The sequence below is a fragment of the Wenyingzhuangia fucanilytica genome (assembly GCF_001697185.1).
In the GTDB taxonomy this organism is placed as follows: Bacteria; Bacteroidota; Bacteroidia; order Flavobacteriales; family Flavobacteriaceae; genus Wenyingzhuangia; species Wenyingzhuangia fucanilytica.
On the sequence record NZ_CP014224.1, the window covers coordinates 1,082,268 to 1,096,335 of the forward strand.

At 31.7% G+C, this 14,068-nt stretch carries 11 protein-coding genes; 6 read left to right on the forward strand and 5 right to left on the reverse strand.

The genetic code is table 11. From position 1 onward, the window contains the following. Nucleotides 1-58 precede the first annotated feature (58 nt). The 5 genes from AXE80_RS04460 to AXE80_RS04480 all read left to right on the forward strand — a co-directional run bounded on the left by AXE80_RS04460 (nucleotide 59) and on the right by AXE80_RS04480 (nucleotide 7,560). Nucleotides 59-3,835, forward strand: a complete 3,777-nt coding sequence (locus tag AXE80_RS04460) for an efflux RND transporter permease subunit (RefSeq protein ID WP_068824828.1) — start codon at nucleotides 59-61, stop codon at nucleotides 3,833-3,835. Nucleotides 3,836-3,904: 69 nt separating this feature from the next. After that, nucleotides 3,905-5,158: a TolC family protein gene (locus AXE80_RS04465; RefSeq protein ID WP_206208146.1), complete on the forward strand. Its 1,254-nt coding sequence runs from the start codon at nucleotides 3,905-3,907 to the stop codon at nucleotides 5,156-5,158. Nucleotides 5,159-5,160: 2 nt separating this feature from the next. Then, complete coding sequence (locus AXE80_RS04470; protein WP_068824830.1) at nucleotides 5,161-5,874, forward strand: heavy metal translocating P-type ATPase; 714 nt, start codon at nucleotides 5,161-5,163, stop codon at nucleotides 5,872-5,874. Between the two features lie 10 nt (nucleotides 5,875-5,884). Next, nucleotides 5,885-7,153 carry an efflux RND transporter periplasmic adaptor subunit gene (locus AXE80_RS04475; protein ID WP_068824832.1) on the forward strand — a complete coding sequence of 423 codons (1,269 nt, stop codon included), beginning with the start codon at nucleotides 5,885-5,887 and terminating at the stop codon, nucleotides 7,151-7,153. 26 nt (nucleotides 7,154-7,179) lie between these two features. After that, nucleotides 7,180-7,560 carry a heavy-metal-associated domain-containing protein gene (locus AXE80_RS04480; RefSeq protein ID WP_068824834.1) on the forward strand — a complete coding sequence of 127 codons (381 nt, stop codon included), beginning with the start codon at nucleotides 7,180-7,182 and terminating at the stop codon, nucleotides 7,558-7,560. Between the two features lie 37 nt (nucleotides 7,561-7,597). Here the strand turns inward: AXE80_RS04480 and AXE80_RS04485 are convergent, their stop codons facing one another. The 5 genes from AXE80_RS04485 to AXE80_RS04505 all read right to left on the reverse strand — a co-directional run bounded on the left by AXE80_RS04485 (nucleotide 7,598) and on the right by AXE80_RS04505 (nucleotide 12,976). After that, complete coding sequence (locus AXE80_RS04485) at nucleotides 7,598-9,136, reverse strand: PepSY-associated TM helix domain-containing protein (RefSeq protein ID WP_068824836.1); 1,539 nt, start codon at nucleotides 9,134-9,136, stop codon at nucleotides 7,598-7,600. Nucleotides 9,137-9,142: 6 nt separating this feature from the next. Continuing rightward, nucleotides 9,143-9,442 (reverse strand): hypothetical protein, encoded by a 300-nt coding sequence (locus AXE80_RS04490; RefSeq protein WP_068824838.1) that lies wholly within the window; start codon nucleotides 9,440-9,442, stop codon nucleotides 9,143-9,145. A 1-nt stretch (nucleotide 9,443) separates the two neighbouring features. Continuing rightward, on the reverse strand, nucleotides 9,444-9,788 hold the full coding sequence (locus tag AXE80_RS04495; protein WP_068824840.1) for a hypothetical protein: 345 nt from the start codon (nucleotides 9,786-9,788) through the stop codon (nucleotides 9,444-9,446). A 73-nt stretch (nucleotides 9,789-9,861) separates the two neighbouring features. Further along, nucleotides 9,862-10,578 carry a DUF4198 domain-containing protein gene (locus AXE80_RS04500; protein WP_068824842.1) on the reverse strand — a complete coding sequence of 239 codons (717 nt, stop codon included), beginning with the start codon at nucleotides 10,576-10,578 and terminating at the stop codon, nucleotides 9,862-9,864. Between the two features lie 52 nt (nucleotides 10,579-10,630). After that, nucleotides 10,631-12,976, reverse strand: a complete 2,346-nt coding sequence (locus AXE80_RS04505) for a TonB-dependent receptor (protein WP_068824844.1) — start codon at nucleotides 12,974-12,976, stop codon at nucleotides 10,631-10,633. 212 nt (nucleotides 12,977-13,188) lie between these two features. Between AXE80_RS04505 and AXE80_RS04510 the strand changes: the two genes are divergently transcribed. Continuing rightward, complete coding sequence (locus tag AXE80_RS04510) at nucleotides 13,189-14,010, forward strand: AraC family transcriptional regulator (RefSeq protein ID WP_068824846.1); 822 nt, start codon at nucleotides 13,189-13,191, stop codon at nucleotides 14,008-14,010. Nucleotides 14,011-14,068 lie beyond the last annotated feature (58 nt).

The following is a 14,068-nucleotide window of genomic DNA, read 5'->3' on the forward strand; positions in this document are numbered from 1 at the left end:
AAGGATGATTTATTGGTGCGCTTTGCACTTATTTCTAACATAATAAAATCAAAAAATCATGCTGAATAAAAGCATCAAATTTTTAATTGAAAACAAGTTGGTAGCTGTACTATTGTTACTTGTTTTTGTGGGTTGGGGAATTACAAATGCTCCTTTTGGTTGGGATACCAAAATTTTACCTAGCAACCCTGTGGCAGTTGATGCCATTCCAGATATTGGAGAAAATCAACAAATAGTTTTTACCCAATGGAACGGAAGATCTCCTCAAGATATAGAAGATCAAATTACGTATCCTTTAACTACTTCTTTAATGGGAATTCCTGGAGTAAAAACCATTCGTAGTTCCTCTATGTTTGGCTTTTCTAGTATTTACATCATTTTTGAAGAAGATGTAGAATTTTATTGGAGCAGAAGTAGAATTTTAGAAAAATTAAACTCTTTACCAAGCGGATTATTACCCGCTGAAGTAAAACCCGCTTTAGGCCCAGATGCTACTGGTTTAGGTCAAGTGTTTTGGTATACTTTAGAAGGTAGAGACCAGGATGGAAATGTAACAGGCGGATGGAATTTACAAGAACTGCGCAGCACACAAGATTATTACGTAAAATATGCTTTGTCATCGGCAAGTGGTGTTTCAGAAGTGGCTTCTATTGGTGGTTATGTACAAGAATATCAAATTGATGTACAACCAGAATTGTTAAGACAATACAATATCAATTTACAGGCCGTGGTAAAAGCGGTTAAGCAAAGTAATAAAGAGATTGGAGCACAAACTTTAGAAATTAATAAAGTAGAGTATTTGGTTCGTGGTTTGGGGTACGTAAAATCTATTAGTGATATAGAAAATGCAGTGGTGACTTCTAAAGATTTTAAATCTATTAGAGTAAAAGACATTGCTAAAGTTCATTTAGGTCCGGCTGCTCGTAGAGGAATTTTAGACAAAGAAGGAGCAGAGGTTGTTGGGGGAGTTGTTACTGCTCGTTATGGGGCCAATCCGCTAGAGGTGATTAATAATACCAAAGAAAAAATTAAAGAAATCAGCAAAGGGTTGCCATCAAAAGTGTTAAAAGATGGAAGAACTTCTCAGTTAACTATTGTGCCTTTTTATGATCGATCTGAATTAATTCAGGAAACTTTAGGAACGTTAAACGAAGCGTTGACTTTAGAAATTTTAATTACCATTCTGGTAATTGTGGTTATGGTAAATAATTTAAGAGCCTCTGTGTTAATTTCTGGATTGCTACCCGTGGCGGTATTAATGGTTTTTATAGCTATGAAATTCTTTGGTGTTGATGCCAATATTGTGGCTTTATCTGGAATTGCCATTGCCATTGGAACCATGGTTGATGTTGGGGTAATTTTATCAGAAAATATTATTAGACATATTGATGAGGAAAGAGATAAAAGTGAAAACCGACCATCGACCATCGACCATCGAAAACTATCTATCAACACGATTGTTTACAACGCTACTACAGAAGTTTCAGGAGCTATTGTTACGGCAGTGTTAACCACCATTATTAGTTTTGTCCCTGTTTTTACCATGATTGGTGCCGAAGGAAAACTGTTTAGACCTTTGGCCTTTACCAAAACCTTTGCACTTACGGCATCGTTAATAGTGGCTTTGTTTTTAATTCCTCCATTTGCTGCTTATTTATTTAAGAAAACAGAAATTAAAAAGAATCTACAAAAAGGTATCCAGTTTTTGCTGTTTATTATTGGTTTTGTAGGTGTTGTTTATGGAACTTATTTAGGATTTGCATTGATGGCATTTGCTATTATTACTTTGTTGAATTTGTTTAATAAACTATCAAACAACTTAGTTAGTAAATTACATCTTTATATCATCAGCATTACCATTGTGGTTTTGTTAACTGAGTTTTGGAGACCTTTGGGAGTTAATAAAAATTTGTTTTTAAACTTTCTTTTTGTAGCCATTATTTGTTTTGGAATTTTAGGTGTTTTTGCCTTATTAAGAAAATATTATAGCACAATTTTGGCTTGGGCTTTATCTCACAAACTCTTGTTTTTAAGTATTCCTACCACCATTGTTATTTGTGGTTTCATCATTATGAAAAACACGGGTAAAGAGTTTATGCCATCTTTAAACGAGGGTTCTTTTTTATTAATGCCAACTTCTATGCCGCATGCAGGTATTGAAGAAAATAAGCGAGTATTACAGCAATTAGACATGGCTGTAGCCAATATTCCTGAAATTGAAACTGTGGTTGGTAAAGCGGGTAGAACAGAATCTTCTTTAGATCTAGCTCCTTTGTCTATGTACGAGAATATTATTCAATATAAAACCGAATATCAGCTAAATCATCAAGGGAAACGTCAAAAATATAAAGTTGATGAAAATGGATTTTTTGTATTAAAAAATGGAGGTTTGGCTACTGATGGAAGTGATAAGTTTAAAGAAGTCCATCAATCAAAATATGCATCTTTTGTTGATGAAAATGAATTGATTCCTGATGAAGATGGTGATTATTATAGAAATTGGAGAACACAAATTACTTCTCCTGATGATATTTGGAATGAAATTGTACAAGCAACCCAATTACCAGGAATTACATCGGCTCCCAAATTACAACCTATAGAAACTCGTTTGGTCATGTTGCAAACAGGAATGAGAGCTCCTATGGGAATTAAAGTAAAAGGGAATAGTTTACAAGAAATTCAAGCTTTTGGAGAGCAATTAGAAACTATTTTAAAAGAGTCAGAAGGAGTAAAAAAAGAGGCTGTTTTTGCGGATAGAATTGTGGGGAAACCTTATTTGTTGATAAATATTGACAGAGAAAAAATTGCCCGATATGGTGTAACAATAGATCAGGTTCAAGAAATATTACAAGTGGCTGTTGGCGGAATGGAAATTACGCAAACCGTAGAAGGTAGAGAGCGTTATGGAGTTAGGGTTAGGTATCCTAGAGAATTAAGATCTCATCCTGAAGATTTAAAAAATATTTACATTCCAATAGAGAACGGAAAACCAGTTCCGTTAAGCCAATTGGCAAGCATAAAATATGAACAAGGACCACAAGTAATTAAAAGTGAAGATACTTTTTTAGTGGGGTATGTATTGTTTGATAAACAAAACGGATTTGCAGAAACCAATGTGGTAGAAAATGCACAACGTTTAATTCAACAAAAAATAGACTCAGGTACTTTAACCGTTCCTAAAGGAATGAGCTATCAGTTTACAGGAACGTATGAGAATCAGTTAAGAGCAGAAAAAACCTTGTCTTTTGTAGTACCATTGGCTTTGTTTATTATTTTCTTGATTCTGTATTTTCAGTTCAAATCTGTAGCTACGTCCTTTATGGTGTTTACAGGTATTTCGGTAGCTTTTGCAGGTGGTTTTATTATGTTGTGGTTGTATGGTCAAGATTGGTTTTTAAACTTCAATTTTTTTGGAGAAAACATTCGTGATTTGTTCAACATGAAAACCATCAATTTAAGTGTGGCTGTTTGGGTAGGATTTATTGCTCTGTTTGGAATTGCTACCGATGATGGGGTGGTAATGGCCACGTATTTAACCCAAACTTTTGATAAAAATAAACCGACAACGATTAAAGAAATTCGAGAGTCGGCAATGTTTGCAGCAGAAAAAAGAATTAGACCTTGTTTAATGACTACTGTTACCACTGTTTTGGCTCTGTTACCAGTGTTGACTTCTACAGGACGAGGAAGCGATATTATGATTCCCATGGCAATTCCAAGTTTTGGAGGAATGGTTATAGACATTACCTCTTATTTTATAGTTCCTGTATTGTTTAGCTGGAGGAAAGAAGTTCAGTTGAAGAATGGAAAACTAAAAGTGAAAAATCAGCGATAAATTTTGAGTTTATAATACCGAGTTTCGATGATCGATTATCGAAATTCGAATAATAAAAATGATAAAAGAATGAAAAAAATAAAATACATAAAGGATTTAAAAATTAAGTATTTGTCACTTTTTACTTTATGTTTTACACTATTCACTATTCCCTTAGCCACTGCTCAAAACATAGAATCTTATGTTTCAGAAGCTTTAGAGAACAATCCAACCATTAAAAGGTTTGAGTGGAAGCACAAGTTGATGCAAGAAAAAACAAATGAAGTGGATAATATTCCAAACACTGAATTTGGACTAGGGTATTTTGTAAGCAAGCCAGAAACAAGAGTAGGAGCACAAGACTTTAAAGTGTCTGTAAAACAAATGTTTCCTTGGTTTGGAACCATAACTTCTAGAGAAAATTATGCAAATGCTGTAGCAGAAGTATCTTATGAAGATATTGCCATTGCACAAAGAAAATTGGTTTCAGACGTACATCAATCTTATTACAGCTTATACACTTTAAAAGAGCAAAATAAAATTATTGATGAAAATTTAGCTCTCTTAAAAGTATACGAAACCATGGCTTTGGCTTCTGTAGAATCTGGCAAAGCAACTGCAGTACAAGTGTTAAGAATTCAGATGAGAGAAAATGAATTGATAGCTTTAAAACAAGAGTTGTTGGAAACATATCAATCTGAAAAAACGGCATTTTCAAAATTGTTAAATAGAAATAGTTCCGATGGAATTACTGTAGTAGATACTCTAAAAATTCCAAAACAAGAGCATGTGGTTTTGGATTCATTAAATATTCATCCTGAGTTAATTAAGTTTGATAAGTTATATGCCTCGGTAGAAAAATCAGAATTGCTAAATCAAAAAAACAAAGCACCTATGCTTGGTATTGGTTTGGATTATATATCGGTTACAGAAAGACCTAATATGACTTTGGCTGATAATGGTAAAGATATTTTAATGCCTATGGTAACGTTGTCTATTCCCATTTTTAATAAAAAATACAGTTCTAAAACCAAACAAAATCAATTGGCACAAAAAGAGATTGTATCACAGAAAAGAGAGAGACAAAATAAGTTAGAGACTTTATTAAGCAAGGCGGTGCATCAAAAAACATCTGCTAAAAAAAGTTACGATTTACAGTTACAAAATATTATCAAAACAAAAAATGCAGAAGAAATTCTCATCAAAAAATATGAGACAGAAAATATAGATTTTTATGAAGTATTAGAACTACAACAGTTGCAGTTAAAATTTCAAATGAATCAGATCGCAGCTTTAAAAAAATACTTTATGGCAGAAACAGTTATTAATTATTTAAGTAAGTAAAAATGAAAAAAACATATAATATAAAAGGTATGACTTGTAACGGATGTGTAGCAAGTGTAGAAGAAAAAATAAGCAATATTGATGGAGTTAAGAGCGTAAAAGCGAATTTGGAAAAAGGAGAATTGGAAATAGATTCAGAAAAGCTTTTTTCTGTAACGGCATTAAAAAATGTGCTTCCAGATAAATATGCTATTACAGAAAAAGAAAGCATACACACAGAAACTATTAGTTTTACTGAGCAAAAAAGCAAATGGCAACAGTTAAAACCATTGTTTTTAATTCTGTTTTACATTGCTGTGGCAAGTAATTTAATGGAGTATAAAAATTGGGAGTTTAAAAATGTAATGCTAAACTATATGGGGCTTTTTTATATAGTGTTTAGTTTTTTTAAGTTTTTAGATTTAAAAGGATTTCCAGACTCTTTTAAAATGTACGATCCTATTGCCAAAAGGATTGGAGTTTATGGTTGGGTGTATCCTTTTATAGAAACCGCTTTAGGATTGTTGTTTTTATTTAGGGTGGAAATTCCTTTAGCGCTTGTTGTAACACTCGTTATTTTAGGTGCTACCACCTATGGAGTGGTAAAAACATTGTTAGATAAAAAAGCCATAAAATGTGCTTGTTTAGGTACAGCTTTAAATTTACCAATGACAGAAGCCACTTTTATAGAAAATACAATTATGATTATGATGGCATTGACGATGCTATTTATTTAAAATTTTAACAATGAAAAAATATAGTATATACATAGTAATTCTTGTTATAGGAGTTTTGTTAGGTTGGCTGTTGTTCGGTCATTCTAATACAACCGAAAAGCACGAACACGGTTCAGAAGAAAAGGAGATGGAAAATCAAATGTGGACTTGTTCCATGCATCCTAATATCATGAAAACTGAACCTGGAGATTGTCCTATTTGTGGAATGGATTTAATTCCCACAACCATGAGTAAAGAAGAGGTAAATCCGAACCAATTTCAATTAACAAAAAATGCCATGGCTTTGGCAGCTATAGAAACTACTGTAGTGGAAAATAGTGAATCAGGGAATCAAGATATCGTGTTATCTGGATTGATTTCGGAAAATCAAGATAAAACCTCTACTCAATCTGCTCATTTTGATGGTCGTGTAGAAAAACTCTATGTTACTTCTTTAGGACAAGTAGTTAAAAAAGGTCAGCCAGTGGCAGAAGTATATGCTCCAGAGTTGATTACTGCTCAACAAGAATTAATTATTGCTGCTAAAACCAAGAACACGCAACCAGCGTTGTACAATGCTGTGAGAAATAAATTTAAAAATTGGTACATCCACGAGCATCAATTAGATGAAATTGAGAAAACAGGTAAGGTAAAAACTAATATGTTGATTTATGCACATGTAGCAGGAACAGTTACCGATATTTTGGTGGATTTAGGAGCACATATTATGATGGGAAAACCTATTTTAAAAGTAGCAGATTTAAGCACGGTTTGGGCAAATTTTGATGTGTATGAAAATCAATTATCTCTGTTTAAAGTTGGCCAAGAAATTGAAGTGGTTATTCCATCAAATCAACAAAAAACAATGAAAGGAAAAGTAAGTTTTATAGATCCTGTTTTAAATGAGCAAACAAGAACGGTAAGTTTAAGAGTGGTGTTAAATAATAAAAATAAGACACTAAAACCTGGAATGTTTGCAGAGGGGAAAATTAAAAATAAAACAGAAGTTTCTAATCAAATTCAGATACCAGAGACTTCGGTTTTATGGACAGGAAAAAGATCTGTAGTCTATGTAAAGGTAAACAAAGAGCAACCTACTTTTGAATTAAGAGAAGTGACTTTAGGTAACAAAATTGGGAATAATTATATTGTTTTATACGGATTAAAAAATGGAGAAGAAATTGTAACCCAAGGAACTTTTACTGTTGATGCGGCAGCACAATTACAAGGAAAAAAATCGATGATGAACACTGATAAAAGTAAATCTTCGGACATGCAAGGAATGCATATGAATCATTAATAATAAATAACATAAATAATAGTAAAATGAGAAAATTAGTTTTAAGTGCCTTATTTATAGGCTTGATGACAGTAGTGAGTTGTGGAAACAAATCAGAAAAAAAAGAAGTTGTAGTGAGTGAAAATACAACAAGTATGAATGTTGGAGTACGTGGAAATTGTGCCATGTGTAAACACACTATAGAAACAGCAGCTAAAGATGTAGAGGGAGTAGTAGCGGCCAATTGGAGCGTAGAAAAGAAAAAGATTGAAGTGAGTTATGATAACACGAAAACCAACCAAGTCGCTATTGAAAAAGCCATTGCAGCATCTGGTTACGATACAGAAAATGTAGCGAGTAACGAAGCTTCTTATAGCGAGTTACCAGGTTGTTGCCAATACGACCACAGTATGGAAATGAATCAATAATAAAAAAGGCGATATCTACTTTAGATATCGCCTTTTTTTATTTCTTAAGTTTAGCGGTAACCCACAAAGTGGTTAATGACAAACAAATCCAGAAAGCATCTATAAAAAATAATTGATATTGTTGGTTTTGTAAGGTCAACCAAATCCAATTACCAGTGGTAAAACCATTAACAATAGGAATGCATAAGCCAATGTAACTCCCTAGTTTTAATGTCCATTTGTTGATAAAATAAATATCTTTTTTGGTGATGAAAAAGAGGGTAAAAATAAGCCATCCTATAAAATAAAAGGAATAAATAAAAGATTGACTCATTTGGGCTGCAAATACTTTAACAGCTATAAAAGACAAAGCTGTAATTGGGTACATACTTAAACAAATTGCTAAGTAAATTAAAACGACTCTTTGGTTAAATCTTCTTCTTTTTTCTGGAACATTCTTTTTATCTCTAGCTACCAACCAAATCATCACTCCAGAAATAATGACAAAACAAGAAGTTAAACCTAATATAAAACTGAGGATTTTTAATAAATAACCACCATAATCTCCATAGTGAATTCTATAAAGAATGTTTTTTACACTTTCTAAATAAGATGTAGTTTCAGTAGGTTTTTTCTCATAAACAACTTCATTTGTACTGGTTTTGTAAGTTATTTTTCCAAAACCATTAAATTTTAAATTTCTGTTAGTATGTCCTTCAAGAGTTATGTGTTCGTTGGTATCTCCAAAATTTTGAATCAATACTTTGGTAATATTAAAGTTTGGCCATTGTTGTTGAATGTTTTTTAAGTACTTATTATAATCAACCTGTTCTGTGTTTTTTGTTTGATGGAAGGAAAAATCGGTAGGTGTGTAGCCTAAATCTTTATACAATTCTTGTTGATTTCCATTGTAAATAACCATAACGTTTGGAGCTACCAATAATAATTTTATCATAAAAAAAGCACCTGTAACAGCATATACAAACTGAAAAGGCAAACCAATCATTCCTAAAGCTGTATGGGCATCTGTCCACAAAGCTTTTAATTTAGCCATAGGTCTAAACACGTAAAAGTTAGAAACTATTTTTTTCCAATGCACTAACACACCAGTGATAATAGCAAATAAGAAAAAGAAAGCGGTAAAACCAGCTAAATAATAACCCACAGGATATTTAATTTGTGCTAAGAAATGCAATCGGTATAAAAACTCACCTAAAGAGTATGAACTCACATACTGGTGTTGACTAAAATCTTGAGTATCCAAATAAAAGAAATCTCTTCCATTGGTTTCTTTAGCAGCCAAAGTATCTTTAGAAGCAGAAAGAGATACATTTAATCTTCTTTCGTTACTGTGTTTTTCAATACTAACACTTCTACCATACAAAGTTTTGTTTGTTTGTATGCTATCTAAAGCTTTGTTGATGTTAAAATGAATACCATCGGTAACTTTTGTGCTTTGATTTCTTTCCCAATTAATGATTTCATCTCTAAAAAAAGAGAAAGAACCCGCAAAAAAAATAACGTATAAAACCACACTAATAACAATACCACTAACGGTATGTGTGTGAAATAAAATATTATGTTTTCTATTGTCCATGTTTTATTATGATATAGGAAAGTAAAGTTTGCTAACGTAAATAAGTCCAGAAAAGGCGAGTGAAATTAAGAGATAAATTCCCCAAACTTTCCATCCGTTTTTGGCTAAAAAAGCTAAAACCAATAAGGTTGCCCAAAGAATAAAACCAGTAAATGTTGAGGTGATAATAATGTTTACATGGTTAAACCAATAGCATAAAGCCATATGAAAAGTGATAGCAACCAAATATCCGCCTAAAAAACCAGCAGATATTTTAGCGAAACGTTGCCATTTAGAAGCTGTTAAATGTTTTGGGTTTGCTGGCATTTTACAATGATGATATTTGTTGAAACATTTCTATTAGAATAAAAAAAACAGTTACAATTCCAATGTTTTTGTAATTGATAAGCTGTAAAGGAGCAAGTAACACAATGAGCCCACCAAGAGTCATATAACCAATAATGTTAAACAGAACCCCTAAGGCAAGACCTAATTTGTATATAGCTAAAATAAAACTAGACAAGAAGAGTAGAGTACCTATAACTTTGGCTTGTTTTTTATGGGTTTTAATGTTTTTTTCTATCCCTAAAGAATTGCTAACTTTTACTCTTTCTGTAGTTGTATAGAAAATATAAAAGGTGGTAAATATGATTATAAGTAATAAGGAAATCATCTTGATAGTTAAAATTAGAAATATCCCTAAACAATAAATATTGCTTAGGGATATTGTTTTTAGTGATATACGTTTATAAGATTGTATAAGCTACACAATGCCAAATAAATTCGTATTCTTTGTTGTTGTAGTTACCTGGAGTTTCTTCTTTGTAGGTTGTTTCTACAATGTATTTATTATCCCAAGGCAAATCAAAAGAAACAAAACCATTTTCATCAGTAGTTAATGTTTTGGTCCATAAATCAGCAACATAAACCTTTACTTCATTTTTTGCCAAGGCTTTGTTTTTAAACATCACTTGTAATTTAACAGTGTTTTCTTTTTCAGAAACATCTTTTACAGTAATTCCATTAGGATTTACTGCAGCGGTATGATTGTCTTTTTTACCCACCTGTACTTTTGCAATGGCATGGTAGTGAGTTTTAAAAATTCCAAAATTGTATTTGGTATAATCAATAACATCAATATTGTTATTGTCTAACACAATGGTATAGGTTCCATTGTTTTTTGGAGTAAACTCAGCTAAATAATAATTGTCCTTAGCTGTAGTTTTTAATTCCGTTTTGGTCCCATCGGCATCTATAGCCCAAAGAGTGAATTGCTGTACACTTTTAAAAGCATCACCATTGGTTTCTTCTATTTCTCCATAAGTATATTCGCCAAAAAATACTTTTACTTGTTGAGGCTTTCCTACTGTACCAATAGTGTTGGTTTCTACCCACATATAATGAGCAAAACTTTGTATGCTAGCCAATAGCATTATGCTAAATATTATGAATTGTTTTTTCATGATTTCTATTATTTATAAAATTGATGTTTGTATAAACAAAGATTTAGGTTTGTTAAAATTTATATGATACCGTTAATCTTGCGTTTGTTCCTGGTTCAGTTTGCCAGTACAAATAATCTCCGTATCCGGCTCCAGAGTATAAGTATTTGTTTAAAATATTATTAACATTTAGTCTCACTCCAATTTTATCATTTTTCCAAGAAACACCACCATCTAACCTAAAGTAATCTGGTAATATTGGATCTTGTCCATCTGTTGCCCATGCCCAAGAAGAACGATCTACTAAATATTGATATCCTAAAGACAATCCAAATCCTTTTAATTTAGAAGCTGCATTAAAATGATAATTTAACCAACCGTTTGTAATATGCTTAGAATGTCCAGCAACTTTAGTACCTACAAGTGTAGGGTCGGAATCTTTTGTAACTTCTACATTGGTATTTGCATAGTTTAGCACCATATTTAATTCAGGAGTAATTTGTCCTTGTAAATCAAACTCTAATCCTTTAGATTGTACTTGCCCTATTTGAACAGAGAAATTGGCATCTTCTGGATCGGTAACTAAAATGTTATCTTTTGTAATTTGGAATAGGGTTACCGATGTATTTAACTTTCCATTAAACCAAGTTTTTTTAAGACCTCCTTCAATATCTGTCGCTATTTCTGGATCAAAAACTTCGTTAGTTTTACTAGCTCCAGTTTGTGGTTTAAAAGCTTGATCATACAATCCATAAACGGTAAAATCTGATAGAATATCAAAACTAAGTCCCACTCTTGGAGTAAATAAAGCTGCTTTTTCTTCTGTGGCATCACGAGTGATGTTTGCATCTGTATATCTACCTGCTAAAGAAAGTCTTAATCTATCTTTAAAGAAACCAATTTCATCTTGTAAATAATATCCTTTTGTAAGGGTTTCATATTTTACCAAACCACTTCTATCTTTTACACTTTTACTTCTGTCAAAATCAGGAAATACTGCATTTCCATATACAGGGTTGTAGATGTTAAAAGGAGTTTGATCAATTACAGCAGATTGGCTCCAATCGTGCCAAGAATCTTTACTGTTGTAATCAACACCTGCTAATATTTTATGACTGATGTTACCAGTGTTAAAACTTCCGTTTACAAATAATTGAGTAGCATCAATTTCTATAATAGCGTCTGCACTACTTACGTATCTTGTAATATCTCCATTTTCTTGTACGCTTCCCCATACAGCCCAAGGAGACATTCCTTCTTGTTCATAATCTAATCTTGAGTATTGTGCTTGAATTTCCCAGTTTTTATTAAACTTGTGAGTAAAATTTGCATATAAGTTTTTCTCTTTCATGTCCGTTTCTTCAAAATCTTCTTCAAGAGCTGTAAAATCTCTATCCAAACTTGCAAAACCTGCACTTGCTGGACCAAAAACATAAGCTCCACCATAAGGCATTTTTACTTTTTGATAAATGTATTCTGCCGATAAAGAGGTGTTTTCTGTAAATAAATATTTTAAAGCAGGAGCAAAAGATGTTCTGTCTGTTTTTTCAAAATCACGATGAGAACCTTGAGTACTTTTCATAAAATTTACTCTGTATTGTAGTTTACCATCAAGAAGTGTATTTCCGTAATCTACTGCACCTCTAAAAGTATTAAAACTTCCTGCAGAAACATTTACTTCTGCAACTCTATGATTACTAGGTTTTTTAGTAACTACATTAAAAAAACCTCCAGGTTCGCCAGAAGCAAGCATATAAGCAGCAGGACCTTTTACAAATTCTACACGCTCTACAATACTCATGTCTTCTGCCAATGGCCCCCAAGAAGTGGTAAGATTCATTCCGTTTCTCATGGGAGCAATTCTAAATCCACGCATGTTTATACGAGCAAAACTTCCCCAGTGTTCAATCATTTGAGCACCACTAACATTACGCGTTATTCCGTCCATCATTGTAAAAGTAGCCTGATCACTAATTAGCTCTTTATTTACAATTTGTATGTTTTGCGGAATCTTAATTAATGGTGTTTTTAAACGTAAACTTTCCGAAGGTTTTTTTGCAGCGTAACTGTTTTTTTTATGACCATCTAAAACTACTTCTTCTAGTGTTTCTTGATTTTCTGTTAAAATAAATGTTGGAACTTTTGTAGTTGTATTGGCTGATACTGTTATTTGTTTTTTTGCTGTTTTGTATCCAATAAATTTTACTACAACGGTATATTCCCCTGGTTTAATTCCATCAATATTATATTCTCCCGAGGCATTGCTCAATGTTTTATGATTTGTATTTGAAATACTAATGTTTGCATAGGATAAAAACCCACCATTTTTAGCATTTATTAGTCCTTTTATACTTCCTGTTTGTGCATTTGCAAAAACACTTATCAATATCATAAATGATAAGTTTAATAATTTTTTCATTTTATACTTATTTAGATTTGTTAAAAACAATGCAAATGTAATGGCTAAATAAACAATCGCAAAATTTATTTAGACTTATTATTGATAATATTATGTTTGAATTTTATATCTATTTGATTTGTAGTGTTTTTTAGGTGTGATTTTTGTTGTAAAAAAAAGGACTTTATTCAGTTATAGAGTTTTTATATTTACTTACCATAAAAAATATATTATTGGATTTAACGATTAAAACTTACGATAAGGCAATTGCTGCTAGAGATATTAAAATAGAACCTTTTGATGTAAATAAAAGGTATACCAAGCCCCATAGACACAATAAATATTTAGAGTTGGTTTATTTTACCAAAGGATCTGGATATCATCACATGGATTTAAACAGTTATCAAATAAAACCTCCTGTGTTATTTGTGGTTAATAAAGAAGAAGTACACCATTGGGAAATTACCACTGTTCCTAAAGGATATGTAATTATTATTAAAGAATCGTTTTTAGAAAAAACTTTAGATAAGCATATTAATAATCAGTTTTTTAAAATAAGTAAATTTCAAAAAATTGATATCCTTCAAAAAGACAGTACACTTAATAAATTATTTAAAATATTAACTAAGGAGATTAAGAGTCCAAATACACCAATTGAGGTGATTGAGGGAATGCTAAAATCTTTACTAGCTAAAATTTTATTATACACAGATATTACAAAAGAAAGTAATGTAAATACAGAAGATAAAGTAAGTCAGTTTGTAGATTTATTAGGACAAATATTAAAAAATAATGTGTCTTATTATGCCAATCAATTAAACGTTTCATCACAAAATTTAAATCAGTTGTGTAAAAAGAAACAAGGTAAAACAGCCTCACAAATTATTGCGATTTATATGGTTCAAGAAATAAAAAGATTGTTAATTTATACGGATAAATCTGTTGGAGAAATAGCTTATGAGTTAGATTTTAAAGATGTTTCTCACTTTGTAAAATACTTTAAAAGACATACAGAATTAACCCCTATGCAATTTAAAAATTCTTTAAAACAATAATTATACCTTAGGTTTTACAAATAAACCATTTGTTAAATTTTGTAATGATGTATTTTTG

Coding starts and splice junctions, on each gene's coding strand:
- AXE80_RS04470 (WP_068824830.1), top strand. CDS start 5,161: ATGAAAAAAACATATAATATAAAAGGTATGACTTGTAACGGATGTGTA.
- AXE80_RS04465 (WP_206208146.1), top strand. CDS start 3,905: ATGAAAAAAATAAAATACATAAAGGATTTAAAAATTAAGTATTTGTCA.
- AXE80_RS04480 (WP_068824834.1), top strand. CDS start 7,180: ATGAGAAAATTAGTTTTAAGTGCCTTATTTATAGGCTTGATGACAGTA.
- AXE80_RS04460 (WP_068824828.1), top strand. CDS start 59: ATGCTGAATAAAAGCATCAAATTTTTAATTGAAAACAAGTTGGTAGCT.
- AXE80_RS04475 (WP_068824832.1), top strand. CDS start 5,885: ATGAAAAAATATAGTATATACATAGTAATTCTTGTTATAGGAGTTTTG.
- AXE80_RS04505 (WP_068824844.1), bottom strand. CDS start 12,976: ATGAAAAAATTATTAAACTTATCATTTATGATATTGATAAGTGTTTTT.
- AXE80_RS04495 (WP_068824840.1), bottom strand. CDS start 9,788: ATGATTTCCTTATTACTTATAATCATATTTACCACCTTTTATATTTTC.
- AXE80_RS04485 (WP_068824836.1), bottom strand. CDS start 9,136: ATGGACAATAGAAAACATAATATTTTATTTCACACACATACCGTTAGT.
- AXE80_RS04490 (WP_068824838.1), bottom strand. CDS start 9,442: ATGCCAGCAAACCCAAAACATTTAACAGCTTCTAAATGGCAACGTTTC.
- AXE80_RS04500 (WP_068824842.1), bottom strand. CDS start 10,578: ATGAAAAAACAATTCATAATATTTAGCATAATGCTATTGGCTAGCATA.